The organism is Streptomyces sp. NPDC054813 (genome assembly GCF_053611365.1).
Window position 1 is genome coordinate 162,155 of record NZ_JBSHAF010000003.1, and the last position, 26,173, is coordinate 188,327.

General features: G+C 69.1%; 23 protein-coding genes. 19 read left to right on the forward strand and 4 right to left on the reverse strand.

The features are described 5' to 3' along the window. The first annotated feature begins 195 nt into the window (after positions 1–195). The 4 genes from ACWGJB_RS06820 to ACWGJB_RS06835 are packed head-to-tail and all read left to right on the forward strand — an operon-like array spanning position 196 to position 5,066. Entirely contained in the window at positions 196–585 is a 390-nt protein-coding gene (locus ACWGJB_RS06820; RefSeq protein WP_453379189.1) for a hypothetical protein, read from the forward strand. A gap of 22 nt (positions 586–607) precedes the next feature. Then, the gene (locus ACWGJB_RS06825; protein ID WP_453379190.1) at positions 608–3,031 is read left to right on the forward strand and encodes a bifunctional polysaccharide deacetylase/glycosyltransferase family 2 protein; all 2,424 of its coding nucleotides are present in this window, start codon (positions 608–610) and stop codon (positions 3,029–3,031) included. Beyond that, the gene (locus ACWGJB_RS06830) at positions 3,031–4,347 is read left to right on the forward strand and encodes an acyltransferase family protein (protein WP_453379191.1); all 1,317 of its coding nucleotides are present in this window, start codon (positions 3,031–3,033) and stop codon (positions 4,345–4,347) included. The genes ACWGJB_RS06825 and ACWGJB_RS06830 overlap by 1 nt, the downstream gene beginning before the upstream one ends. 23 nt (positions 4,348–4,370) lie before the next feature. Further along, positions 4,371–5,066, forward strand: a complete 696-nt coding sequence (locus tag ACWGJB_RS06835; protein ID WP_453379192.1) for a demethylmenaquinone methyltransferase — start codon at positions 4,371–4,373, stop codon at positions 5,064–5,066. Positions 5,067–5,102: 36 nt separating this feature from the next. Here the strand turns inward: ACWGJB_RS06835 and ACWGJB_RS06840 are convergent, their stop codons facing one another. Then, positions 5,103–5,411, reverse strand: a complete 309-nt coding sequence (locus tag ACWGJB_RS06840; protein ID WP_453379193.1) for a PASTA domain-containing protein — start codon at positions 5,409–5,411, stop codon at positions 5,103–5,105. 110 nt (positions 5,412–5,521) lie between these two features. After that, positions 5,522–6,046, reverse strand: coding sequence for a GNAT family N-acetyltransferase (locus tag ACWGJB_RS06845; protein WP_453379194.1), 525 nt, complete (start codon positions 6,044–6,046; stop codon positions 5,522–5,524). A gap of 48 nt (positions 6,047–6,094) precedes the next feature. Between ACWGJB_RS06845 and ACWGJB_RS06850 the strand changes: the two genes are divergently transcribed. Beyond that, a complete protein-coding gene (locus ACWGJB_RS06850) occupies positions 6,095–7,429 on the forward strand; it encodes a geranylgeranyl reductase family protein (protein ID WP_453379195.1) in 1,335 nt (444 codons plus the stop codon). Positions 7,430–7,503: 74 nt separating this feature from the next. Here ACWGJB_RS06850 and def read toward each other — a convergent pair whose 3' ends face one another. Both def and ACWGJB_RS06860 read right to left on the reverse strand, forming a co-directional pair. Continuing rightward, positions 7,504–8,130 (reverse strand): peptide deformylase, encoded by a 627-nt coding sequence (def, locus tag ACWGJB_RS06855; RefSeq protein ID WP_453379196.1) that lies wholly within the window; start codon positions 8,128–8,130, stop codon positions 7,504–7,506. A 418-nt stretch (positions 8,131–8,548) separates the two neighbouring features. Beyond that, on the reverse strand, positions 8,549–9,355 hold the full coding sequence (locus ACWGJB_RS06860) for a C40 family peptidase (RefSeq protein ID WP_453379197.1): 807 nt from the start codon (positions 9,353–9,355) through the stop codon (positions 8,549–8,551). 754 nt (positions 9,356–10,109) lie between these two features. Here ACWGJB_RS06860 and ACWGJB_RS06865 point away from each other — a divergent pair. Genes ACWGJB_RS06865 through nuoN form a run of 14 tightly spaced genes read left to right on the forward strand, consistent with a single transcriptional unit; the run spans position 10,110 to position 26,046 of the window. Further along, positions 10,110–10,469 (forward strand): NADH-quinone oxidoreductase subunit A, encoded by a 360-nt coding sequence (locus ACWGJB_RS06865; RefSeq protein WP_086791863.1) that lies wholly within the window; start codon positions 10,110–10,112, stop codon positions 10,467–10,469. Between the two features lie 14 nt (positions 10,470–10,483). Further along, positions 10,484–11,038, forward strand: a complete 555-nt coding sequence (locus ACWGJB_RS06870; RefSeq protein WP_450754012.1) for a NuoB/complex I 20 kDa subunit family protein — start codon at positions 10,484–10,486, stop codon at positions 11,036–11,038. After that, a complete protein-coding gene (locus ACWGJB_RS06875) occupies positions 11,035–11,778 on the forward strand; it encodes an NADH-quinone oxidoreductase subunit C (protein WP_382528185.1) in 744 nt (247 codons plus the stop codon). Before ACWGJB_RS06870 ends, ACWGJB_RS06875 begins: the two co-directional genes overlap by 4 nt. Further along, a complete protein-coding gene (locus ACWGJB_RS06880; RefSeq protein ID WP_453379198.1) occupies positions 11,775–13,115 on the forward strand; it encodes an NADH-quinone oxidoreductase subunit D in 1,341 nt (446 codons plus the stop codon). The genes ACWGJB_RS06875 and ACWGJB_RS06880 overlap by 4 nt, the downstream gene beginning before the upstream one ends. Beyond that, complete coding sequence (nuoE, locus tag ACWGJB_RS06885; RefSeq protein ID WP_453379199.1) at positions 13,112–13,969, forward strand: NADH-quinone oxidoreductase subunit NuoE; 858 nt, start codon at positions 13,112–13,114, stop codon at positions 13,967–13,969. Before ACWGJB_RS06880 ends, nuoE begins: the two co-directional genes overlap by 4 nt. Further along, positions 13,969–15,315, forward strand: a complete 1,347-nt coding sequence (gene nuoF, locus ACWGJB_RS06890; RefSeq protein WP_453379200.1) for an NADH-quinone oxidoreductase subunit NuoF — start codon at positions 13,969–13,971, stop codon at positions 15,313–15,315. Before nuoE ends, nuoF begins: the two co-directional genes overlap by 1 nt. Beyond that, positions 15,312–17,816: an NADH-quinone oxidoreductase subunit G gene (locus ACWGJB_RS06895; protein WP_453379201.1), complete on the forward strand. Its 2,505-nt coding sequence runs from the start codon at positions 15,312–15,314 to the stop codon at positions 17,814–17,816. The genes nuoF and ACWGJB_RS06895 overlap by 4 nt, the downstream gene beginning before the upstream one ends. Further along, complete coding sequence (gene nuoH / locus ACWGJB_RS06900; RefSeq protein ID WP_360489131.1) at positions 17,813–19,180, forward strand: NADH-quinone oxidoreductase subunit NuoH; 1,368 nt, start codon at positions 17,813–17,815, stop codon at positions 19,178–19,180. The genes ACWGJB_RS06895 and nuoH overlap by 4 nt, the downstream gene beginning before the upstream one ends. Next, complete coding sequence (nuoI, locus tag ACWGJB_RS06905; RefSeq protein ID WP_404166785.1) at positions 19,173–19,775, forward strand: NADH-quinone oxidoreductase subunit NuoI; 603 nt, start codon at positions 19,173–19,175, stop codon at positions 19,773–19,775. Before nuoH ends, nuoI begins: the two co-directional genes overlap by 8 nt. Next, complete coding sequence (locus ACWGJB_RS06910) at positions 19,775–20,617, forward strand: NADH-quinone oxidoreductase subunit J (protein ID WP_453379461.1); 843 nt, start codon at positions 19,775–19,777, stop codon at positions 20,615–20,617. Before nuoI ends, ACWGJB_RS06910 begins: the two co-directional genes overlap by 1 nt. Continuing rightward, positions 20,614–20,913, forward strand: a complete 300-nt coding sequence (gene nuoK / locus ACWGJB_RS06915; protein WP_046726439.1) for an NADH-quinone oxidoreductase subunit NuoK — start codon at positions 20,614–20,616, stop codon at positions 20,911–20,913. Before ACWGJB_RS06910 ends, nuoK begins: the two co-directional genes overlap by 4 nt. 14 nt (positions 20,914–20,927) lie before the next feature. Beyond that, positions 20,928–22,823 carry an NADH-quinone oxidoreductase subunit L gene (gene nuoL, locus ACWGJB_RS06920; RefSeq protein WP_453379202.1) on the forward strand — a complete coding sequence of 632 codons (1,896 nt, stop codon included), beginning with the start codon at positions 20,928–20,930 and terminating at the stop codon, positions 22,821–22,823. Positions 22,824–22,828: 5 nt separating this feature from the next. Next, entirely contained in the window at positions 22,829–24,400 is a 1,572-nt protein-coding gene (locus ACWGJB_RS06925) for an NADH-quinone oxidoreductase subunit M (RefSeq protein ID WP_453379203.1), read from the forward strand. After that, positions 24,397–26,046: an NADH-quinone oxidoreductase subunit NuoN gene (gene nuoN, locus ACWGJB_RS06930; RefSeq protein ID WP_453379204.1), complete on the forward strand. Its 1,650-nt coding sequence runs from the start codon at positions 24,397–24,399 to the stop codon at positions 26,044–26,046. The genes ACWGJB_RS06925 and nuoN overlap by 4 nt, the downstream gene beginning before the upstream one ends. Positions 26,047–26,173 lie beyond the last annotated feature (127 nt).

Here is a 26,173-nt window from a genome sequence, read left to right on the forward strand (position 1 = left end):
AACTCATGGAATGAAGGGGGTGGATCGGGTGAATGGGACGACGCAAAAGGGGTGTTGAGCCAGTTTCCCCTCCCGTGTGGTCCTCGCAGGTGTTCATAGAATCTCTCAGCGAAAAGACAGGCTAAGGCGTTTCTCATGGGCGCCTCACAAGAACTCCGAAGGCGATCACATAAAGGCTCCCTAATATCTCGGGATATGCAATCCGAGCCTGCCATCGAAAGCCGCGCCGCCGGGCGCGGTCGCCGCCGCAAACAAGGCAACGGGTCTGCCGAGGGGCCCGTGTTCGTCGACTCCTCCGGACGCCGGTCCAAGCTGCTGCGCCGCGTCGGCCTTCTCCTCGGCGTCGTCTGCCTCGCCTACACGGGCGTGCTCGGTGCCGCCTTCATGGGCTGGGGCACCTCGCTCACCCCGGACTCGCTGATCCCCGACTTCGCGCGCGCGGGCAACGCCCCCGGCGGTGAGCGCCCGCAGGGCGGCATCGGCCGTCAGGCCGGCCTGCCCAGCGGCCGCCCGTCGGCGCCGCACTCGGCGGCCGCCACCTCGTCGGCATCCGCATCCGAATCCGCGTCCGCCTCTGCCAACTGATCGGAACGCAGGCCCTTTTCCCATGACTACACCGACGTCCTCACGCGGCCGCAGGCGCGCCCCCTCCCGCATCGAGCGGGCGGCCGGCCGGGCCGCGGCGCTGCAGAAACCACGTGTCATCCTCGCCCTGCTGCTCCTGCTGGCGCTGACCTGCGTGATGCTGCTCGACGGCTATCTGCGCGCAGAGGTCGGCGGCGACCAGCGGGTCCGCACCGGCGCCAGCTCCGGCAAGGTGCCGGACAAGGTCCTCGACGGCGGCCCGATCCTCACGTTCCGGGGCGGGCAGGCGACCACCGTCTCGGTCCCCTCCAAGACCATCGCGCTCACCTTCGACGACGGTCCCAACCCGACCTACACCCCGCAGGTCCTCAAGATCCTTGATCAGTACGACGTCCCGGCCACGTTCTTCCTGGTCGGCTCGATGGTGTCGCGCTACCCGAGCATCGTGAAGACCATGGTCGAGCAGGGCAACGAGGTGGGCATCCACACCTTCACGCACGTCGACCTGTCGTACCAGAGCGACGCCCGGATCAACCGCGAGATGCAGCAGACCCAGCTCGCGCTCGCGGGCGCGGCCGGGATCACGACGACCCTCTTCCGCGCGCCTTACTCCTCGGAGACGGACGCCATCGACAACTACAGCTGGCCCGTGTACCAGAAGCTCGGCAAAGAGGGGTACACCAGCGTCTTCGTCGACACCGACAGCGACGACTGGAAGAAGCCGGGCGTCTCGAAGATCATCGACTGGGCCACGCCGAAGAAGAACAAGGGCGCCGCCGTGCTCTTCCACGACGCCGGTGGTGAGCGCTCGCAGACGATCAAGGCGCTGCCGCAGTACATCAAGAAGATGCAGGCGAAGGGCTACACCTTCACCACCATCAGCGGTGTCATCCAGAAGCAGGGCACGGGCAACGGCCAGTCCGCCACGACGGCCGGCGGCACCGGCGGGAGCGGCGGCACGTCCGCCACGGGAGTCGCCGAGGCCGGCGCCCTCTCCGGCACGGGCACGGGATCCGGCAGCGGAAACGGCACCGGCACCGGCACCACGCCCGGCGGAACCGCCCCCAACGGCGAGAACGCCCCGAGCACCGGCACAGGCAACGGCAACACCAGCCGCAACTCCCTCACCACCGGACTCCAGGCCGCCCATCGCACCGCCACCGGCATGACCCTCTACGAAGGCAAGGCGCTCCTCGTGGCGGTCGCGATCGCCGAGTGGGCCCTGCCGGTGCTGTCGGTCCTGCTGTTCGTCGTCGGCGTCGCGGTCATGGGCCGCTTCGGCATGATGCTGCTCATCGCGCGCCGCCACTACCGGCTGCGCAACAGACGCCGGTTCAGCTGGGGGCCGACGGTCACCGGACCGGTGAGCGTGATCGTCCCGGCGTACAACGAGAAGGAGTGCATCGCCAACACCCTGGAGTCGCTGGCGCGGAGCACCCACCCGATCGAGGTCATCGTCGTCGACGACGGCTCCACCGACGGCACCTCGGAGATCGCCCGCGCCGCCGCCGACAAGCTCGGCATGACCAACGTCCGGGTCGTCCGCCAGGAGAACGCCGGCAAACCGGCCGCCCTCAACAACGGCGTGCGCAGCGCCAGTTACGACATCGTCGTGATGATGGACGGCGACACGGTCTTCGAGCCGGAGACGGTACGGCACCTCGTGCAGCCCTTCGCCGACCCCGAGGTCGGCGCGGTCGCCGGCAACGCCAAGGTCGGCAACCGCAACACGATCATCGGCGCCTGGCAGCACATCGAGTACGTGATGGGCTTCAACCTGGACCGTCGGATGTACGACCTGCTGCGCTGCATGCCGACGATCCCCGGCGCGATCGGTGCGTTCCGCCGCGACGCGGTGCTCCAGGTCGGCGGGATGAGCGAGGACACCCTCGCCGAGGACACCGACATCACCATCGCCATGCACCGCGCGGGCTGGCGGGTCGTCTACCAGGAGCACGCCAAGGCCTGGACCGAGGCGCCCGGTTCGCTCAAGCAGTTGTGGTCCCAGCGCTACCGTTGGTCGTACGGCACCATGCAGGCGCTGTGGAAGCACCGCAAGTCCCTGACGGACAAGGGCCCGTCGGGCCGCTTCGGCCGGGTCGGCATGCCGCTGGTGGTGCTCTTCCAGATCGTCACGCCCGTCTTCGCCCCGCTCATCGACGTCTTCACGGTCTACTCCATGGTCTTCGTCGACTTCGAGGCGGCCCTGCTGGCCTGGCTGGCGGTTCTCGGCATCCAACTCGGCTGCGCCGCCTATGCGTTCCGGCTGGACAAGGAGCGGTACCGCTACCTGCTGATGATGCCGCTCCAGCAGCTGGCCTACCGTCAGATGATGTACCTCGTCCTCATCCACTCCTGCATCACCGCCCTCACCGGCGGCCGCCTGCGCTGGCAGAAACTCAAGCGCACCGGCGAGGTAGGCACCCCGGCGGGAGTGAGCGGCTGATGACCTGGGACCAGCAGCAGAACCCGTACCAGCAGGGCTACGGCTACGACCACGGCGGCTACGACCACGGTGGCTACGGTCAGCAGCCGCAGTACGGCCAGCCGCAGTACGCGCAACAGCCGTATCCGCAGCAACAGCAGTACCTCGAGTACGGGCCCGCCCCGGTGGCGGAGCAGACGGCCCCGCTCCCGGCGGTGGAACCGAAGCCCGAGTACGGGGCGGCGCCGGAGCCGCAGTCTCCTGTCGAGGACCCGGAACCCGCTCCCGATCCGCAGCCCAAGCCCCCTGGCAGGGACCGCTACTTCGACACCCTCCGCGCGGTCGCCCTGATCCGTGTCGTCACCTATCACACCTTCGGCTGGGCCTGGTGCGGCATGGTGTTCCCCTCCATGGGCATCATGTTCGGCCTGGCCGGCACGCTGATGGCGAAGTCCCTGGAGCGTCCGGCGCTCAAGGTGGTCAAGAGCCGGCTGCGCCGCCTCCTCCCGCCGTTCTGGTTCTGGGGCCTGTTCGTCGTGCTGGCGATGCTGGTCCACGACTGGATGCCGGGCTGGCAGATCGTCTACTGGGTCGTGCCGCTCGGCGACCCGCCGGGCAACGCCTGGGGCGAACAGGCCTGGGAGATCCTCTGGTACCTGCGGACGTACCTCTGGTTCGTCCTCCTCTCCCCGGCCCTGCTGTGGATCTTCCGCAAGGCGCCCGTCCCGGTCCTCGTCCTCTCCCTCGTCCCGATCCTGATCCTGAACTTCGTCTGGTCGGGCCCGGACAACCGGCTCGGCAGCGCCCTGTGGGACCTGTCGACGTACCTCTTCTGCTGGATCCTCGGCTTCGCCCACCGCGACGGCGTGCTCCAGCGGATGAAGCCGGCCCTGGTGGTCGTCGCCTCGCTCGCCGCGATGGGGTACGGCGGCTGGTACGCCTTCTCGCACCAGGCCGACTTCGGCACCTACGACCTGGACGAGAACCCCCTCGCGCAGGCCTTCTGGTCGGCCGGGTTCGTGCTGCTGCTGATGTGGGCGAAGGCGTACTTCAGGATCGACTTCGCCTGGCTGACCCGCTTCCGGCGGCTGGACCGCACGGTCACCGTCTTCAACGCCCGCGCGGTGACGATCTACCTCTGGCACGAGATCGCGCTGATCCTGGCGGTCCCGCTGATCGACCAGATGTGGAACGTGCCCGCGTTCGAGAAGTGGCTCCCGCTGGACAGCCAGTGGTTCATGTTCGGCGTCGGCTGGATCCTGATCGCGGTGTTCATCCTGTTGTGCGGCTGGGTGGAGGACGTGGCGGCGAAGAAGAAGCCCCGGCTTCTGCCGTGACGGCGGGCTGCAAGAATGGCGAGGTGACCCGCGCCTCCCTGAACAAGCAGCCGCACGAAGTCGCCTCTATGTTCGACGACGTGGCGGAACGGTACGACCTGACCAACGACGTGCTGTCGCTCGGCCAGGACCGGCACTGGCGGAAGGAGGTCGCCCGGGCGGTGGACGCGCGGCCCGCGCAGAAGGTCCTCGACCTGGCGGCCGGCACGGGCACCTCCTCCCAGCCGTTCGTCCAGGCCGGCGCCTACGTGGTGCCCTGCGACTTCTCCCTCGGGATGCTCCAGGTCGGCAAGCGGCGCACCGCCTGGATGCCCTTCACCGCCGGGGACGCCACCAGGCTGCCGTTCAAGGACGACACCTTCGACGCGGTGACGATCTCCTTCGGCCTGCGCAACGTCCAGGACACCGACGCCGCCCTGCGGGAGATGTACCGGGTGACGCGGCCCGGCGGCCGGGTGGTGATCTGCGAGTTCTCGCACCCCACCTGGGCGCCCTTCCGGACCGTCTACACCGAGTACCTGATGCGCGCGCTGCCGCCGGTCGCCCGCGCGGTCTCCTCCAACCCCGACGCCTACGTCTACCTCGCGGAGTCCATCCGCGCCTGGCCCGACCAGCCCGCGCTGGCCGGACGGCTGCGCGAGGCAGGCTGGTCCAAGGTGGCCTGGCGCAACCTCACCGGCGGGGTCGTCGCCCTGCACCGGGGCTTCAAGGAGGCCTGAGCCCGCTTCCGGGCGGCCTGCGCCCCGTCCCGGGCGTCACCCGCCGATCACCTCGAAGGTGTCACCGGGCTGGTCCAGCTCCCGTTGCAGTCCGCCCGTCGGTGGCCGTGGGAGGCGCGGCTCGCGTACGCCTCCGCCGCCCTCGCCCTCACCGAAGTCGAACCACACGTACACCAACGAGTCCCGCGGCACCTCGGCACCGGGCTGCGGGAACTGGCGTACGACGTAGTCGACGACCGTGAGATGGAAGTCCGGCCGGTCCGGCGCGTTGAGGAACAGTCCCCGCGCCTGGGCGGTCTCGCGCGCGTCCATGGCCATCAGCCCTACCAGCCGCGGCACGCGCACTTCGGGTGTTTTGGGTGTTATATGCACAGATGTCACCCCCAGCGGTACTGGAAGGGTAACCCCCGGCATATGGCAGCCGGAAGCGCCAAGTGTCTTTCTGTAGCAGATCGTTACTCTGTGTCACCATCCTGCAGGTCGAGTCGGAAGCAGAGCGCGTCCTCCTGGAGCCGCGGGTGCGGGAACGTCTCCGCGAGCTCCATCCCGAGACGGCGGGTCACCGCGACCGACCGCTCGTTCCCCGGCCGGACCATCGCCACCACCTTCGGCACGCCCGCCGCCCGCAGCCGCTCCAGCGTCGTCAGCGCCGCGGCGGTGGCGTACCCCTTGCCCCAGTACTCCCGGCCCAGCCGCCAGCCGATCTCGATCTCGCCCTTGGGTCCCCAGTCCTGCGGCCACGGCTGGGCGCCGGTGAAGCCGATGACCCGCCCGGACTCGTCCGCCATCGTCCACAGGCAGAAACCGAACTCCGCGTCGTGCCGGCGCTGCCGGGCGGTGAGCTCCTCGTAGACGGACAGCTCCGCGGACCTGCCGCCGTGGAACTCCATGACGTCCGGGTCGTCGAAGACCCGGTACCAGGCGAACGCGTCCTCGTGCGTGGGCACACGCAGCCGTACCGCGGGGAGAGCTCGGTTCACAGGGGCAGCCCTTCAGCCGGGTGATCAGTACCGCTGAATAGACTGCCCATGTCCAGTGCCGGTCGGCACGCAGATTTCGAGCCTTGGGGAGACCCTGTCGTGACCGAGCCCCTCTCCGAAAACACCGCCGATGTCATCGTCGTCGGCGCGGGGCCAGCCGGCTCCACGACGGCGTACCACCTCGCCAAGTCCGGTCTCGACGTGCTCCTGCTGGAGAAGACCGAGTTCCCGCGCGAGAAGGTGTGCGGCGACGGACTGACCCCGCGCGCGGTGAAGCAGCTGGTCGCCATGGGCATCGACATCTCCGAGGAGGCCGGCTGGCTGCGCAACAAGGGCCTGCGCATCGTCGGCGGCGGCACCCGCCTCCAGCTGGACTGGCCGGATCTCGCCTCCTTCCCCGACTACGGTCTGGTCCGCAAACGCGACGACTTCGACGAACAGCTCGCCCGTCAGGCGCAGAAGGCGGGCGCCCGCCTCTTCGAGCGCTGCAACGTCGGCGCCCCGATCATCGACGCCCGCACCGGCCGGATCACCGGTGTGCACGCCAAGCTCGGCGAGGAGAAGCGCGAAGTCACCTTCCACGCGCCGCTCGTCGTGGCCGCCGACGGCAACTCCACCCGCCTCTCCCTCGCGATGGGCCTGCACCGCCGCGAGGACCGCCCGATGGGCGTGGCCGTACGGACCTACTTCACCTCCCCCCGTCACGAGGACGACTATCTGGAGTCCTGGCTGGAGCTCTGGGACCGCCGCGGCCCGCAGGACCGCCTGCTGCCGGGCTACGGCTGGATCTTCGGCATGGGCGACGGCACCTCCAACGTCGGCCTGGGTGTCCTGAACACCTCCGACTCCTTCAAGGAACTGGACTGGCGCGAGGTCCTCAAGGCCTGGTGCGCCTCCATGCCCGCCGACTGGGGCTACACCCCGGAGAACATGACCGGCCCGATCCGCGGCGCGGCCCTCCCCATGGCCTTCAACCGCCAGCCCCACTACACGCGCGGCCTGCTCCTCGTCGGCGACGCCGGCGGCCTGGTGAACCCCTTCAACGGCGAGGGCATCGCCTACGCCATGGAGTCCGGCCAGATCGCCGCCGACGTCATCGTCCAGGCGCACGCGCGGGCCACGCCCGGCCAGCGGGAGACCGCCCTGCAGCGCTACCCGCGCGTCCTCAAGGACACCTATGGCGGCTACTACACGCTGGGCCGTGCCTTCGTGAAGCTCATCGGCAACCCGAAGGTCATGCAGATCGCGGCCCAGCGCGGCCTGACCCACCCGCTGCTGATGAAGTTCACCCTGAAGCTCCTGGCCAACCTCACCGACCCGACCGGCGGTGACGCGATGGACCGCATCATCAACGGCCTCAGCAAGGTGGCCCCGAAGGCGTGAGCGCCGCTACAAGGTGAGTGCCGGCACGAGGTGAGCGCCGCCACAAGGTGAGTGCCGGCACGAGGTGAGCGCCGCTAGGCGGTGAGCGCCTCGATGTTGGCGGCTCTGCGGGCGTAGACCTCCTCCCGCCGGGTCGCCACCTGCCGCAGTGCCTCTTTCCGCTCCCGCCCGGAGAGCCGGTCGAGATACACGCGTCCGTTCACATGGTCGGTCTCGTGCGCGAGGCAGCGGGCGAAATACCCTGTTCCCTCCAGGGTGAGCGGATCGCCGTGCTTGTCCAGCCCGTGCACGATCGCGCGGTCCGGGCGCGGTACGTCCATGACGGCACCCGGCACCGACAGGCAGCCCTCGCTGTCGTCGAGCAGCCGTCGCCCGGCCGGGCCCTGCGTCTCCAGGACGGGATTGACGATGTGCCCGACATGTCGGACACCCTCGTCGTCGGGGCAGTCGTACACGAACAGCCGCAGATCGACCCCGACTTGGTTGGCGGCGAGGCCGGCTCCCTCGGCGATGTACATGGTGAGGAACATGTCGTCGATGAGCGCGGCGAGGTCGGGTCCGAACTCGGTGACGTCCCGGCACGGCTTGTGCAGGACCTCCTCGCCGGTCTCGGTGATCCGGCGCACCGAACCGCGCCGGGCCTCGGGGGCATGACGGGGGTAGTAGTCCATGGGGTTTCCCTGGACGAAGACGCGTGGCATCGCGGTGTCCCCTTCTCGGGTCTCGGGCCGCTCCGTGCGAGCGGCATGCATCGAGGATCCCAGGAGCCACCGGATCACGGGCAGGCCTGTGGAAAACCCTGGCGAGGGGGAGGGGGGCTGTGGAAAACCGGAGGCAAGGGTGACGATCCACGGCGGCAGGGCGGCCCGCGGCGGCAGGGCGGCCCGCGGCGGCAGGGCGGCCCGCGGCGGCAGGACGGCCCGCGGCGGCAGGACGGCCCACGGTGGGCGGGGGCGACCCGCGGTGGGGGTGGACCGCCACAGGGGTGCCGCAGGGCTGCCGCGGGCCGCCGTCCGCGGGACGACATGCCGGAAGGGCCGCTGCCCCCGAGCGGCTGCGGCCCTACCGTGCTTGTGCGATGCCCGAGTTGTATCGGATTATCTCAGGTCGCCCTTGTTGTCAGAGCACCCGCACCGCGCCGGTCGGCGGGTCGTACGACAGCGGGTGCTCCCCGACGCCGCTGGAAGGGTTCTGCGCGCCCACGAACATGCCGTCGCCGACATACACGGCCACGTGGTACGCACTGCCGGAGCTGCCCCAGTAGAGGATGTCGCCGGGCTGCAGGTTGCTCAGCGAGACCTGGGTGCCCTGCGTCGACTGGTCCTGGGAGACGCGCGGCAGGCTGACGCCGACCGACTTGAAGGCGGCCTGCACGAGACCCGAGCAGTCCCACGAGTTGGGGCCCGTGCCGCCGGAGACGTAGGCGTCGCCGATCTGTGCCTTCACGAAGGCGACCACAGCGGCGGCCGAACCCGTCGCCGTGGACGTGCTCGTGGAGGCGCTGGAGCTCGTGGAGGTGGCGCTGAGCGTGGTCCGCTCGGCGCTGCGCGAGGCGGCGCGCTCAGCGGCCTCCTTGCGGGCCTCCTCGGCCTTCTTCTTGGCCTCGGCCTTCTTCTTCGCCTCAGCGAGGTCCGACTTGGCCTGCTTCGCGGCCTTTGCGGCAGCCGCGTCGCGCTCGGCCTGGAGCGCGTAGTTCGCGGCGGCCTGCTGTGTGGCGTCGGCGGACTGAGCCACCTGGGTGGCCAGATCGGCCGTCAGGGTGGGCAGTTCGAGCGTCTGCGTCACGGGTTCGGCGGCACTCGCCGAGGCCGCGCCCGCCGCTGCCATGCCGAGGACGCCACTGGCAACTCCGGCGCGCACGGCGATGCTTGTCGTCGCGCTGCGGCGGGCTTTCCGGTGGCTGCGTATGTGAGCGGTGTGGGACATGGGAACAACCGGTACCAGGGGCTCCTTCATATCTTCAAGAAACGTGTGGTGCGCCACAGTTGTTCAATCGGGGCCGTGAATCCTGCGCTTGTCATTCCTTATTGACGCCGTAACGGACATTGCGGGCGCCCGTGATCACGCCTGTGATCACGTTCTTTCGCCATAACGTCCGAATTGCCCCCCACCTACCATCGGTTGAGATGATTGGCCAAGCCCGGTTCTCAGGGGCCTCTCATCAATGTGGCGGAGGTCACGGAACGGTTACCAGGAGGGGTGCGTCTCGTGCGCGGGTCGAGCCCGTCCGAGTTCGTGAACGTGTGCACGCGTCCACATCGCCCCTCGCGCCTCCCTCTGACGTGTGAACGCGGTCCTCTACCAAGACGATCCGTCCATCGCGAATTTGCATGCAGCGGAACCCTCTTGATATGGAGACGCCTCCTCTAAACCCCCTCCCGCCTGCGTCGACGGTTGAAAATGTCACCTCTGGTGATCAGGTGAACGCTTCGAGTGCGAAGATCACCACTCATCCGACTTCATGATCGATCGTCAGGTGGTGGAGATCACAAAGCTTGTGTAATACCCCGTGTCGCAGATCACAGAGCGACGGGCATAAGATGCGAGGCAGCTGGGCTTGTGACCTGCTTCACATGTTCGCGATCTTCGCCCGGGACGCGCGGGGTTCGTGTGACGGATGAGGCGAGTGGGCCCGGTCGAACCGCCACCAGTCAGTGCCGACTGAGAGGAGCGAGGAGCGGTGAACGCGTATGCGCCCATCCTCGTACTGGGAGCCCTCGGGGCAGGCTTTGCGATCTTCTCCGTGGTCATGGCCACGCTGATCGGTCCGAAGCGGTACAACCGCGCCAGGCTCGAAGCCTACGAGTGCGGAATCGAGCCGACCCCCACGCCGGCCGGCGGCGGGCGTTTCCCGATCAAGTACTACCTGACGGCGATGCTCTTCATCGTCTTCGACATCGAGATCGTCTTCCTCTACCCCTGGGCCGTCACCTTCGACGCCCTGGGTGTTTTCGGGCTCGTGGAGATGCTGCTCTTCGTGCTCACCGTCTTCGTCGCGTACGCGTACGTATGGCGGCGCGGCGGCCTGGAATGGGACTGAGGGGCTTTTAAGTCATGGGACTCGAAGAAAAGCTGCCGAGCGGTTTCCTGCTGACCACCGTCGAGCAGGCCGCGGGCTGGGTGCGCAAGGCGTCCGTCTTCCCCGCCACCTTCGGCCTCGCCTGCTGCGCCTTCGAAATGATGACGGCGGGAGCGGGCCGGTACGACCTGGCACGGTTCGGCATGGAGGTCTTCCGCGGCTCACCGCGCCAGGCCGACCTGATGATCGTCGCCGGCCGGGTCAGCCAGAAGATGGCGCCCGTCCTGCGGCAGGTCTACGACCAGATGCCCAATCCGAAGTGGGTGATCTCCATGGGCGTCTGCGCCTCCTCGGGCGGCATGTTCAACAACTACGCCATCGTCCAGGGCGTCGACCACATCGTCCCGGTCGACATCTACCTGCCCGGCTGCCCGCCCCGCCCCGAGATGCTGCTGGACGCGATCCTCAAGCTCCACCAGAAGATCCAGAGCTCCAAGCTCGGCGTCAACGCGCAGGAAGCGGCCCGCGAGGCGGAGGAGGCGGCGCTCAAGGCCCTGCCCACGATCGAGATGAAGGGGCTGCTGCGGTGAGCGACGCGAACGGCCACAACGGGGCCAATCCCGAGAAGGACCTCGCCGCCGACAACCTCCCCGGCCAGCGCGGCCAGGGCGGCGAGGAGATCCGCGTCCAGCGCGGCATGTTCGGCGCCAACAACGGCGGCGACACCTCCGGCTACGGCGGCCTGGTCCGCTCCGTCCGGCTCCCCGGGCCGGCGACCCGCCCGTACGGCGGTTGGTTCGACGAGGTCGCCGACGAGCTGGAGGGCGCCCTGGAGGAACAGGGCCTGCTGCCCGCCAACGCCATCGAGAAGACGGTCGTCGACCGCGGCGAGGTCACCTTCCACATCGAACGCGAGCACCTGCTGCGCGTCGCCCGCACCCTGCGCGACGACCCCGCGCTCCGCTTCGAGCTGTGCACCGGTGTCAGCGGCGTCCACTACCTCCACGACAAGGGCCGCGAGCTGCACGCCGTCTACCACCTGCGCTCGATCACCCACAACCGGCTGATCCGGCTGGAGGTCAGCGCCCCGGACGCCGATCCGCACATCCCGTCCCTGGTCTCCGTCTATCCGACCAACGACTGGCACGAACGGGAGACCTACGACTTCTTCGGGATCGTCTTCGACGGTCACCCGGCCCTGACCCGCATCCTCATGCCGGACGACTGGCAGGGCCATCCGCAGCGCAAGGACTACCCCCTCGGCGGCATCCCCGTCGAGTACAAGGGCGCCCAGATCCCGGCTCCGGACCAGCGGAGGTCGTACTCGTGAGCACACAGTCAGCATCCGCCGCGTCGACCGCCTCGGCGCGCGAGACCACCGAGGGCACCGTATATACGGTCACCGGTGGCGACTGGGACGAGATCGTCCAGTCCGCGGCCCGCGCCGACGACGAACGCATCGTCGTCAACATGGGTCCCCAGCACCCCTCCACCCATGGCGTGCTCCGGCTGATCCTGGAGATCGACGGCGAGACCGTCACCGAGACCCGCTGCGGCGTCGGCTATCTGCACACCGGCATCGAGAAGAACCTCGAGTACCGCACGTGGACGCAGGGCTCCGCCTTCGTCACGCGCATGGACTACCTGACGTCCTTCTTCAACGAGACCGCCTACTGTCTCGCCGTCGAGAAACTCCTCGGCATCGAGGACCAGGTCCCCGACCGCGCCACGATCATCCGGGTGCTCCTGATGGAGCTGAACCGGATGTCCTCGCACCTGGTCGCCATCGCCACCGGCGGCATGGAGCTGGGCGCCACCACGCTCATGATCTACGGATTCCGTGATCGTGAAATGATTCTCGACCTCTTCGAGCTCATCACCGGCCTGCGGATGAACCACGCGTACATCCGCCCCGGCGGACTCGCCCAGGACCTGCCGCCCGGCGCGGTGGACCAGATCCGCGAGTTCATCAAGAAGATGCGGAAGAACCTCCCCGAGTACGACAAGCTCGCCACCGGGAACCCCGTCTTCAAGGGCCGCATGCAGGGCATCGGCTATCTCGACCTGGCCGGCTGCATGGCCCTCGGTGCCACCGGGCCCATCCTGCGGGCCACCGGCCTGCCGCACGACCTGCGCAAGTCCCAGCCCTACTGCGGCTACGAGAACTACGACTTCGACGTCGCCGTCGCCGAGACCTCGGACGCCTACGGCCGTTTCCTGATCCGCCTGGAGGAGATGCGCCAGTCGCTCAGGATCGTCGAGCAGTGCCTGGACCGGCTCCAGCCCGGGCCGGTCATGGTCGCCGACAAGAAGATCGCCTGGCCCGCGCAGCTCGCCCTGGGACCGGACGGACTCGGCAACTCCCTCGACCACATCAAGAAGATCATGGGCACCTCCATGGAGGCCCTGATCCACCACTTCAAGCTGGTCACCGAGGGTTTCCGGGTCCCGCCCGGACAGGTCTACACGGCCATCGAGTCACCCAAGGGCGAACTCGGGGCGCACGTCGTCTCCGACGGCGGCACCCGCCCCTACCGGGTCCATTTCCGCGACCCGTCCTTCGCCAACCTGCAGGCCATCGCGGCGATGTGTGAGGGCGGCCAGGTCGCCGACGTCATCGTCGTCATCGCGTCCATCGACCCGGTACTGGGAGGCGTCGACCGGTGAACACCTCTTCTTCGGAGCGGGGCGTCAGCCTGGGCATGCCCGAGCTGCCCGCGCCCGCGTATCCGGACGACGTCCGGGCCCGACTGGAGACGGACGCGCGCGACATCATCGCGCGCTACCCCGACTCCCGGTCCGCCCTGCTCCCGTTGCTGCATCTCGTGCAGTCGGAGGAGGGACACGTCACGCGCACCGGGATGCGGTTCTGCGCCGACGTACTGCAGCTGACCACGGCGGAGGTCACCGCGGTCGCCACCTTCTACACGATGTACCGGCGCAAGCCCTCCGGTGACTACCAGGTGGGCGTCTGCACCAACACCCTGTGCGCGGTGATGGGCGGCGACGCCATCTTCGAGACCCTCCAGGAGCACCTGGGCATCGGCAACGGCGAGACCACCGACGACGGCAGCGTGACCCTGGAGCACATCGAGTGCAACGCGGCCTGCGACTTCGCGCCGGTCGTGATGGTCAACTGGGAGTTCTTCGACAACCAGACCCCGGCGAGCGCCCGGCGCCTGGTCGACGACCTGCGTGCGGGCCGGGACGTCGAGCCCACGCGCGGGGCCCGGCTGTGCACCTTCAAGGAGACCGCGCGGATCCTGGCCGGCTTCCCCGACGAGCGGCCCGGGGCCGTCGAGGAGAGCGGTAGCTCCGGACCCGCCTCGCTGGTCGGCCTCCGCCTGGCCAGGGGAGAGTCCGCACCCGCGCGCGTGGTCCATCCGCGCCCGGGGCCGCAGGGCCGGACGGTGCACGAGCCGTCGCCGGCCGAGCACCTCAGTTCCCATGACGCGCCGCAGGAGACCTCGGCCTCCGACCCGTCGCACCCGGCAGGGCCTGCCGCCGAGGAGGGGGAGTGATGACGGTGGTACCCGATCTCAAGGACACCAGCCCCGAGAAGCTGCTCGCACCCGTGCTGTCGGCCTTCTGGGACGAGGACCGGTCCTGGACGCTGGACGTCTACCGGCGGCACGACGGATACGAGGGCCTCCGCAAGGCGCTCGCCATGTCACCGGACGACCTGATCGCCTACGTCAAGGAGTCCGGACTGCGCGGCCGGGGCGGCGCGGGATTCCCCACCGGGATGAAGTGGCAGTTCATTCCGCAGGGAGACGGCAAACCGCACTATCTGGTTGTCAACGCCGACGAGTCGGAGCCCGGGACCTGCAAGGACATCCCGCTCCTCTTCGCGAACCCGCACAGCCTCGTAGAGGGCATCGTGATCGCGTGTTATGCCATCCGGTCGTCGCATGCCTTCATCTATCTGCGTGGTGAAGTCGTGCCCGTCCTGCGGCGGGTGCACGAGGCCGTGCGCGAGGCCTACGAGGCCGGCTACCTCGGCGAGAACATCCTGGGCAGCGGTCTCGACTTGGACCTCACCGTGCACGCCGGCGCCGGCGCGTACATCTGCGGTGAGGAGACCGCACTGCTCGACTCGCTCGAAGGCCGCCGTGGTCAACCGCGACTGCGTCCCCCCTTCCCGGCTGTCGAAGGGCTCTATGCCTGCCCGACTGTTGTGAACAACGTCGAGTCCATCGCCTCGGTTCCCGCCATCCTGCAAAAGGGCAAGGACTGGTTCAGGTCGATGGGGAGCGAGAAGTCACCCGGCTTCACGCTCTACTCGCTGAGCGGCCACGTCACCAGCCCCGGCCAGTACGAGGCACCGCTCGGCATCACCCTGCGCCAGCTCCTCGACATGAGCGGGGGGATGCGCACCGGCCACCGCCTGAAGTTCTGGACACCGGGCGGATCCTCGACGCCCATGTTCACCGACGAGCACCTCGACGTCCCTCTCGACTACGAAGGGGTGGGGGCGGCCGGTTCCATGCTCGGCACCAAGGCCCTCCAGTGCTTCGACGAGACCACCTGCGTCGTGCGCGCCGTCACCCGCTGGACCGAGTTCTACGCGCACGAGTCCTGCGGCAAGTGCACCCCGTGCCGCGAAGGCACCTACTGGCTGGTGCAGTTGCTGCGCGACATCGAGGCCGGCAAGGGCGTGATGTCCGACCTCGACAAGCTGAACGACATCGCCGACAACATCAACGGCAAGTCCTTCTGCGCCCTCGGTGACGGCGCCGCGTCCCCGATCTTCTCCTCGCTGAAGTACTTCCGCGAGGAGTACGAACAGCACATCACGGGCCGGGGCTGTCCCTTCGACCCGGCCAAGTCGACGGCCTGGGCGGACCGCCCGGAGGTGAACGCATGACCGTGACCACGAGTTCCCCCTCCTCGGGGGGGACGGCGGCGGTCCCGCCGCAGGACCTCGTCACGCTGACGATCGACGGCGTGGAGATCAGCGTGCCCAAGGGCACCCTGGTCATCCGCGCCGCCGAGCAGCTCGGCATCGAGATCCCGCGCTTCTGCGACCACCCCCTGCTGGATCCGGCCGGCGCCTGCCGTCAGTGCATCGTCGAGGTCGAGGGCCAGCGCAAGCCCATGGCGTCCTGCACGATCACCTGCACCGACGGCATGGTGGTGAAGACCCATCTCACCTCCCCGGTCGCCGAGAAGGCCCAGCAAGGCGTGATGGAGCTGCTGCTCATCAACCACCCGCTGGACTGCCCGGTCTGCGACAAGGGCGGCGAGTGCCCGCTGCAGAACCAGGCGATGTCGCACGGCAACGCCGAGTCCCGTTTCGACGGCAAGAAGCGCACCTACGAGAAGCCCCTCCCCATCTCCACCCAGGTGCTCCTCGACCGCGAGCGGTGCGTACTGTGCGCGCGCTGCACCCGGTTCTCCAACCAGGTCGCCGGCGACCCGATGATCGAGCTCCTGGAACGCGGCGCGCTGCAGCAGGTCGGCACCGGCGAGGGCGACCCCTTCGAGTCGTACTTCTCCGGGAACACCATCCAGATCTGCCCGGTGGGCGCGCTGACCTCGGCGGCGTATCGCTTCCGCTCCCGCCCCTTCGACCTGATCTCCTCGCCGTCCGTGTGCGAGCACTGCTCGGGCGGCTGCGCCACCCGCACCGACCACCGACGCGGCAAGGTCATGCGGCGGCTCGCCGCCAACGACCCCGAGGTCAACGAGGAGTGGATCTGCGACAAGGGACGCTTCGCGTTCCGGTACGCGCAGCAGAAGGGCCGCCTGGAGACCCCGCTGGTCCGCAACGCGCAGGGCGTGCTCGAACCCGCCTCCTGGCCGGAGGCGCTCGACGCGGCCGCCCAGGGACTGGCCGCGGCCCGTTCCCGGGCCGGTGTCCTCACCGGCGGCCGACTCGCCGTCGAGGACGCCTACGCGTACAGCAAGTTCGCGCGCGTGGCGCTCGACACCAACGACATCGACTTCCGCGCGCGCGTGCACAGCAGCGAGGAGGCCGACTTCCTGGCGGCCCGGATCGCAGGCCGCGGCCGCGACCTCGACGGTACGGGCGTCACCTACACCTCGCTGGAACAGGCGCCCGCCGTCCTGCTGGTCGGGTTCGAGTCGGAGGAGGAGGCGCCCGGCGTCTTCCTGCGGCTGCGCAAGGCCTGGCGCAAGCACAAGCAGAAGGTGTTCTCGCTCGCCACGCACGCCACGCGCGGCCTGGAGAAGACCGGGGGCACGCTGCTGCCGGCCGCGCCCGGCACCGAGACCGAATGGCTGGACGCGCTCGCGAGCGGCGTCGGCCTGGAGGAGCCCGGCACCCAGGCCGCCGCGGCGCTGCGCACCGAGGGCGCGGTGATCGTCGTCGGCGAGCGGCTGGCATCGGTCGTCGGTGGCCTGACCGCCGCCGTACGGGCCGCCACCGCCACTGGCGCACAGCTGGTGTGGATCCCGCGCCGGGCCGGTGAGCGCGGTGCGATCGAGGCGGGCGCGCTGCCGTCGCTGCTGCCCGGCGGCCGCCCGGCCACCGACCCACGCGCGCGTGACGAGGTCGCCGCCGCCTGGGGCGTGTCCGAACTCCCGCTCCGCTACGGCCGCGACACCGGCCAGATCATCGAGGCCGCCGCCCGCGGCGAACTCTCCGCCCTGCTGGTCGCCGGCGTCGAGGTCGCCGACCTGCCCGACCCCACGCGTGCGCGTGCGGCACTCGAAGCCGTCGGCTTCCTGGTCTCGCTGGAGCTGCGGCCCAGCGAGGTCACCGAGCGCGCCGATGTCGTCCTCCCGGTCGCCGCCGTCGCCGAGAAGGCCGGCACCTTCCTCAACTGGGAAGGCCGGGTTCGGTTCTTCGAGGCCGCGCTCAAGCCCGAACAGATGATCCGGCGGCTCGCGCCCACCGACGCGCGCGTGCTGCAGATGCTCGCCGACGCCATGGACGTCCACCTCGGCCTGCCCGACCTGCGCACCACGCGCGCGGAACTCGACCGGCTCGGCGCCTGGGACGGGCCGAAGGCCTCCGAGCCGCTGGAGACGGCGGGACCGCTGCCGCGGCCGGCGGCCGGGGAGGCCGTGCTCGCGGGACACCGGCTCCTGCTCGACCAGGGCGTCCTCCAGGAAGGCGACGAGGCCCTCGCCGGCACCCGGCACGCCGCTCACGCCCGCCTGTCCGCCGCGACCGCCGCCGAGGCCGGCATCGGGAACGGCGACCTGGTCGCCGTCACCTCGCGTGCCGGCACCGTCGAACTCCCGCTCAGGATCACCGAGATGCCCGACCGCGTGGTCTGGCTTCCGCTGAACTCCGTGGGCGGCGGCGTCGCCTCCGACACCGGGGCGCTGCCCGGCGACCTCGTCCGCATCGGCCCGGCGGCCACCGCCGGTGAGGCCCCCAAGGAGGTGGAGGCATGAACCCGTACCTCGCTGCTGAAGACCTCTCCATGTTCGGCCGCGACCCCTGGTGGCTGGTCGTCGTCAAGGCGGTCTTCTGCTTCGCCTTCCTGATGGTGACCGTGCTGGTCTCCATCGTCATGGAGCGCAAGGTCATCGCCTGGATGCAGCTGCGCATCGGCCCCAACCGGCACGGCCCCTGGGGCATGCTCCAGTCGCTCGCCGACGGCGTGAAGCTGATGCTCAAGGAAGACCTCATCGTCAAACGCGCCGACAAGGCCGTCTACATCCTCGCGCCGATCGTCGCGGCCATCCCGGCGTTCATGGCCATCGCGGTCATCCCGTTCGGACCGGCCGACAACGAGGTCTCGATCTTCGGCCACCGCACCACGATGCAGCTCACCGACCTGCCGATCGCGATGCTCTACATCCTCGCGGTCGCCTCCGTCGGCATCTACGGCATCGTCCTCGCCGGCTGGAGCTCCGGATCCACCTACCCGCTCCTCGGCGGCCTGCGCTCCTGCGCGCAGATGATCTCCTACGAGATCGCCATGGGCGCCGCGTTCGCGTCGGTGTTCCTGTACTCGGGCTCGATGTCGACGTCCACGATCGTCGACCAGCAGCAGGGCCGCTGGTACATCGTGCTGCTGCCGGTCTCGTTCATCATCTACGTCGTCACCATGGTCGGCGAGACCAACCGCGCCCCCTTCGACATGCCGGAGTCCGAGGGCGACCTGGTCGGCGGCTTCAACACCGAGTACTCGTCGATCAAGTTCGCGATGTTCATGCTCGCCGAGTACGTCAACATGGTGACGGTCGCTGCCGTGTCGACGACGCTGTTCCTCGGCGGGTGGCGCGCCCCCTGGCCGATCAGCACCGTCTGGGCGGGCGCCAACCACGGCTGGTGGCCGATGCTCTGGTTCGTCGCCAAGGTCGTCGTGCTGCTGTTCGTCTTCGTCTGGCTGCGCGCCAGCCTCCCGCGGGTGCGCTACGACCAGCTGATGAAGCTCGGCTGGAAGGTCCTCATCCCGGTCTCGGTCGTCTGGCTGATGCTCGTCGCCACCGTACGGACCCTCCGCAACGAGAACTACGGCTTCACCGACATCGCCCTCTACGTCGGCGGCGGAATCCTCGCTCTGCTGGTCCTGTCCTTCGTCGTCGACATGTTCCGCGACAAGGGCGGCAGGGAGGGCGCCCAGCCCGCCGCCGAGCCGGTCGCGTTCGACCCGATGGCAGGCGGGTTCCCCGTGCCGCCGCTGCCCGGACAGGAGCTGCCGCCGGTGCCCCGGCGCAGCCCGCGCCGGGAGCGGGAGCTGATTGTCAGTGGTGGACCGGACACTGTCAGTGACGGATCTACGGATGGAAAGGAGGCGTCCGATGGCTGAGGAGCCCAAGGAGACCGAGCCCGGTTTCCTGAACCCCGTGGCCGGCTTCGGCGTGACCTTCAAGGCCATGTTCAAGAAGCGGCTGACCGAGCAGTACCCGGAGCAGAAGAAGACCACGGCTCCGCGGTTCCACGGACGGCACCAGCTCAACCGCCATCCGGACGGCCTGGAGAAGTGCGTCGGCTGCGAACTGTGCGCCTGGGCCTGCCCTGCCGACGCCATCTACGTGGAGGGCGCCGACAACACCGACGAGGAGCGTTACTCGCCGGGCGAGCGCTACGGCCGCGTCTACCAGATCAACTACGCCCGCTGCATCCTGTGCGGCCTGTGCATCGAGGCGTGTCCCACGCGCGCGCTCACGATGACCAACGAGTTCGAGCTCGCCGACACCAGCCGCGCCAACCTCATCTACACCAAGGAGCAGCTGCTCGCCGGCCTCGAAGAGGGCATGGTCGACAGCCCGCACGCGATCTTCCCGGGCACCGACGAACAGGACTACTACCGGGGCCTGGTGACCGAGGCCGCGCCCGGGACCGTCCAGCAGGTGGCCGTCTCGAAGGGCGAGAAGCCGGAGGAAGAGGGGGTGGAGGCATGATGGGCCCGCAGCTCGCCGCCTACGCCACCTCCACCGGGGAGGCCTTCCAGTTCTGGGTCCTCGGCACCGTCGCCGTGATCGGCGCCCTGGGCACCGTCCTCATGAAGAGGGCCGTGCACAGCGCCCTCTGCCTCGCCGGCACCATGATCGTCCTGGCGGTGTTCTACCTCGCCAACGGCGCCTACTTCCTGGGCATCGTGCAGATCGTCGTCTACACCGGCGCGATCATGATGCTGTTCCTCTTCGTGGTGATGCTGGTCGGCGTGACCGCCGCCGACTCCCTGACCGAGACCATCAAGGGCCAGCGCTGGCTGGCCCTTCTCTGTGGGGTCGGCTTCGGCGTCCTGCTCTTCGCGGGTATCGCCAACGCCTCCCTCAAGAACTTCAACGGCACCGGCCAGGCGAACGCCAACGGCAATGTGGAGGGCCTCGCCGCCCTCATCTTCACCAAGTACGTCTTCGCCTTCGAAATCACCGGTGCCCTGCTCATCACCGCGGCCGTCGGCGCCATGGTGCTCACCCACCGCGAGCGCACCGAGCGCGCCAAGACCCAGCGCGAGCAGTCCGAACAGCGCGTCCGCGACGGCAAGCACCTGCCGCCGCTGCCCGCCCCCGGCGTCTACGCCCGGCACAACGCCGTCGACATCGCCGGCCTGCTGCCCGACGGCACGGCGTCCGAGCTCACGGTCAACAAGACGCTGCGCGACCGCGGCCAGATCCGTGACGTGTCCGCGGAGGCCCTCAACGACCTGCGGGCCCTGGAACAGCGCGCCGAGGAACGGCTGGAGCGGACCCCGATCGAGCCGGAGAACCTCAAGCGGCCCGAGGAGGCGTCGAAGTGAACCCGGTCTACTACCTCTATCTCGCCGCCTTGTTGTTCACGATCGGCGCCACCGGTGTGCTGATCAGACGAAATGCGATCGTCGTCTTCATGTGCATCGAGCTGATGCTCAACGCCTGCAACCTCGCGTTCGTCGTCTTCTCCCGCATGCACGGCAATCTCGACGGCCAGATCATCGCCTTCTTCACGATGGTCGTCGCCGCCGCGGAGGTCGTGGTCGGGCTCGCGATCATCGTGTCGCTGTTCCGTACCCGCCACTCGGCCTCGGTCGACGACGCCAGCCTGATGAAGCTGTAAGGGGTCGCTGAATCGTGGAGAACCTCATTGCGCTGCTGATCGCGGCGCCCCTGCTCGGAGCGGCCGTCCTCCTGGTCGGTGGTCGCCGCCTGGACGGCGTGGGCCACTGGATCGGCACGCTCCTGTCGACGACCTCCTTCGTGTTCGGCGTGATCCTCTTCGCGGACCTGCTGGGCAAGAACGCCGAACACCGCACCCTGATGCAGCACCTGTTCACCTGGGTCCCGGTGGCCGGCTTCCAGGCGGACGTCACCTTCCGCCTCGACCAGCTGTCGATGACGTTCGTCCTGCTGATCACCGGCGTCGGCTCGCTCATCCACCTGTACTCGATCGGGTACATGGAGCACGACGAGCGCCGCCGCCGCTTCTTCGGCTACCTCAACCTGTTCCTCGCGGCGATGCTGCTGCTCGTCCTCGCCGACAACTACCTGCTGCTGTACGTCGGCTGGGAGGGCGTCGGCCTCGCCTCGTACCTGCTGATCGGCTTCTGGCAGCACAAGCCCAGCGCGGCCACCGCCGCGAAGAAGGCCTTCCTGGTCAACCGGGTCGGCGACATGGGTCTGTCGATCGCGATCATGCTGATGTTCACGACGTTCGGCACGTTCGCCTTCGGCCCGGTCCTCAGCCACGCGACCGACGCCTCCGAGGGCAGGCTCACCGCGATCGGCCTGATGCTGCTGCTCGCCGCCTGCGGCAAGTCCGCCCAGGTCCCGCTGCAGTCCTGGCTCGGGGACGCCATGGAGGGCCCGACCCCGGTCTCGGCCCTCATCCACGCGGCGACCATGGTGACCGCCGGCGTCTACCTCATCGTCCGCTCCGGAGCGATCTTCAACGCGGCCCCGGACGCGCAACTCGTCGTCACCGTCGTCGGCGCCGTCACCCTCCTGTTCGGTGCCATCGTCGGTTGCGCGAAGGACGACATCAAGAAGGCCCTCGCCGGCTCGACCATGTCGCAGATCGGCTACATGGTGCTCGCTGCCGGCCTCGGCCCGATCGGCTACGTCTTCGCGATCATGCACCTGGTGACGCACGGCTTCTTCAAGGCCGGACTGTTCCTCGGCGCCGGTTCCGTCATGCACGGCATGAACGACGAGGTGGACATGCGCAAGTACGGCGGCCTGCGCAAGTACATGCCGGTCACCTTCATCACCTTCGGCCTCGGCTACCTCGCTATCATCGGTTTCCCGGGCCTGTCCGGCTTCTTCTCCAAGGACAAGATCATTGAGGCGGCGTTCGCCAAGGGCGGCACCGAGGGCTGGATCCTCGGCGCCTGCGCCCTGCTCGGCGCGGCCATCACCGCGTTCTACATGACGCGCGTGATGCTGATGACGTTCTTCGGCGAGAAGCGCTGGCAGCCCGACGAGCACGGTCACGAGCCGCACCCGCACGAGTCCCCGAAGGTCATGACCATCCCGATGATCGTGCTGGCGATCGGCTCGGTCTTCGGCGGCGCGTTCTTCAGTATCGGCGACCGCTTCCTGCACTGGCTGGAGCCGGTCACCGGTCACAGCGAGGGCGACTCCCCGCTGAGCGCGGCCACGGTCACCGGCGCCACCATGGTGTGCCTGGTCATCGGCGTCGGCATCGCCTACCTCCAGTACGGCCGCCGTCCCGTCCCGGCCGTCGCCCCGCGCGGTTCGCTGCTGACCCGTGCGGCCCGCCGCGACCTCCTCCAGGACGACTTCAACCACGTCGTCCTGGTCCGCGGCGGCGAACACCTCACCCGCTCCCTGGTCTACGTCGACCACACCCTGGTCGACGGGGTCGTCAACGGCACGGCGGCGGGCTTCGGCGGGCTGTCCGGCCGACTGCGCAAGCTCCAGAACGGCTACGCGCGCTCGTACGCGGTCTCGATGTTCGGCGGCGCTGCCCTCCTGGTCGCCGCGACCCTGCTGATGAGGGCGGTCTGATACCGATGTCCTTTCCTCTGCTGACAGCGACGGCGGCGCTCCCCGCCGTCGGGGCGGTCGCGACGGCCGCCGTACCGGCCGCACAGCGCACCGCCGCCAAATGGCTCGCGCTGCTGGTCTCGCTCGGCACGCTCGTGCTGGCGATCGTCGTCCTGGTCCGCTTCGACCCGGGCGGCGCCCGCTACCAGCTCACCGAGTCCCACGCCTGGATCTCGGACTTCGGTGTCCGCTACGAACTGGGCGTCGACGGCATCGCGGTCGCCCTGCTCGCGCTGACCGCCCTGCTGATCCCGTTCATCATCCTCGCGGGCTGGCACGACGCCGACCCGCTGGAGACCGGCAGCAAGCGGTGGCGGCCCACCCAGGGCTTTTTCGCCCTGATCCTGGCCGTCGAGGCGATGGTGATCATCTCCTTCGAGGCCACCGACGTCTTCCTCTTCTACATCTTCTTCGAAGCCATGCTGATCCCGATGTACTTCCTCATCGGCGGCTTCGGGGACCGTGCCCACGCGGGCTCCGACGAGAACGCGGCGGCCCAACGGTCGTACGCGGCCGTGAAGTTCCTCCTCTACAACCTGGTCGGCGGCCTGATCATGCTGGCCGCGGTGATCGGCCTCTACGTGGTCGCCGGGAACTTCTCCCTCGCGGAGATCGTGCAGGCCCGCGCGAACGGCTCGCTGCACATGGCGACCAGCACCGAACGCTGGCTGTTCCTCGGCTTCTTCTTCGCCTTCGCGGTGAAGGCACCGCTGTGGCCGCTGCACACCTGGCTGCCCAACGCCATGCAGGAGTCCACCGCCCCGGTCGCCGTCCTGATCACCGCGGTCGTCGACAAGGTGGGCACGTTCGCGATGCTCCGCTTCTGCCTCCAGCTGTTCCCGGAGGCCTCGAAGTGGGCGACACCCGCCATTCTCGTCCTCGCCGTGATCAGCATCATCTACGGCGCCCTGCTCGCCGTCGGCCAGCGGGACATCAAGCGCCTGGTCGCCTACGCGTCCATCTCGCACTTCGGCTTCATCATCCTGGGCATCTTCGCGATGACCAGCCAGGGCCAGTCCGGCGCCACCCTCTACATGGTCAACCACGGCATCTCCACGGCCGCGCTGATGCTGGTCGCCGGCTTCCTGATCTCCCGGCGCGGCTCGCGGCTCATCGCCGACTACGGCGGTGTGCAGAAGGTCGCCCCGGTGCTCGCCGGCACCTTCCTGATCGGCGGCCTGGCCACCCTGTCGCTGCCGGGTCTCGCCCCCTTCGTGAGCGAATTCCTGGTCCTGGTCGGCACGTTCACGCGCTATCCGGCCATCGGCATCATCGCCACCCTCGGCATCGTCCTCGCCGCGCTCTACACCCTCGTCCTCTACCAGCGGACGATGACGGGCCCGGTGAAACCGGAGGTCTCCGCGATGCCCGATCTGCGCGCGCGTGAACTCGTGGTCGTCACCCCGCTGATCGTTCTGCTGATCTTCCTGGGCGTCTACCCGAAGCCCGTCACGGACATCGTCAACCCGGCGGTCAAACAGACCATGTCGGACGTACACAAGACCGACCCCAAGCCCGCAGTGGAGGCGGCCAAGTGAGCGCAGCAGCCGTCCACAGCCTGTGGACAACCGCGGCCGAGCCGATCTCGAAGATCGACGCGCCGAAGATCGAATACGGACAATTGTCCCCCACCCTGATCGTGCTCGGCGCGGCGATCGTCGGGGTGCTCGTCGAGGCGTTCGTCCCGCGCAAGTCCCGCTACTACGCGCAGGTCTTCGTCTCCGCCGTGGCGCTGTGCGCGGCCTTCGCGGCGGTCGTCGCGCTGGCCGCGGACGGTTACGGCACCACCAAGGCGCACATCGCCGCCATGGGCGCGATCGCCGTCGACGGACCGTCCCTGTTCCTGCAGGGCACGATTCTGCTGGCCGGCCTGCTCGGCCTGTTCACCTTCGCCGAACGCCGCCTCGACCCGGCCGCCCACGGCAACCGCGTCGACTCCTTCGCCGCACAGGCCGCCTCCGTGCCCGGCAGCGACAGCGAGAAGGCCGCGCTGAAGGCCGGCTTCACCACCACCGAGGTCTTCCCGCTGCTCCTCTTCGCGGTCGCCGGCATGCTGGTGTTCCCCTCGGCCAACGACCTGCTGACGCTCTTCGTGGCCCTGGAGGTCTTCTCCCTCCCGCTCTACCTGATGTGCGCCCTGGCCCGCCGCAAGCGCCTGATGTCCCAGGAAGCCGCGGTCAAGTACTTCCTGCTCGGCGCCTTCGCCTCCGCGTTCACCCTGTTCGGCATCGCCCTGCTGTACGGCTACGCCGGCTCGGTGTCGTACGCCACCATCTCCCAGGTCGTCGACGGCACCGTCACCAGCATCGACCCCGCCCTCGCCGACACCATGGGCAATGACGCACTGCTCCTGATCGGCACCGCGATGGTCGTCATGGGCCTGCTCTTCAAGGTCGGCGCGGTCCCCTTCCACATGTGGACGCCCGACGTCTACCAGGGCGCGCCCACCCCGGTGACCGGCTTCATGGCAGCGGCGACCAAGGTGGCCGCGTTCGGCGCGCTGCTGCGCCTGCTGTACGTGGTCCTGCCCGGCCTGCGCTGGGACTGGCGGCCGGTCATGTGGGGCGTCGCGATCATCACCATGCTGGGCGGCGCGATCGTCGCGATCACCCAGACCGACATCAAGCGACTGCTCGCGTACTCGTCGATCGCGCACGCCGGATTCATCCTCGCGGGTGTCATCGCGACCTCGAAGGACGGCGTGTCGTCCGTCCTGTTCTACCTGGCCGGGTACTCCTTCGTGACCATCGGCGCCTTCGCCGTGGTCACCCTGGTGCGCGACGCCGGCGGCGAGGCCACGCACCTGTCCAAGTGGGCCGGCCTCGGCCGCCGCTCGCCGCTGGTCGCGGCCGTCTTCGCGGTGTTCCTGCTGGCCTTCGCGGGTATCCCGCTGACCTCCGGCTTCGCCGGGAAGTTCGCCGTGTTCAAGGCGGCGGCGGAGGGCGGGGCGGCCCCGCTGGTCGTCGTCGGTGTGATCTCGTCGGCGATCGCCGCGTTCTTCTACATCCGCGTGATCGTGCTGATGTTCTTCAGCGAGCCCAGGCCCGACGGCCCCACGGTCGCCGTTCCGTCACCGCTGACCATGGCGACGATCGGCGTCGGCGTCGCGGTCACGCTGGTGCTCGGCGTGGCACCGCAGTACTTCCTGGACCTGGCGAGCCAGGCGGGAGTCTTCGTGCGCTGACCGCTCCGGTACGGCCGTGGGGGGGGGGGGGGGGCGGGGGCGCGCCGCGCCGCCCCCCGCGGGGGGGGCGGGGGGGGGGGGCGCGGCGCGGCCCCGCGGCCGCGCGCCCCCCCCCGCGCGCGGCGGC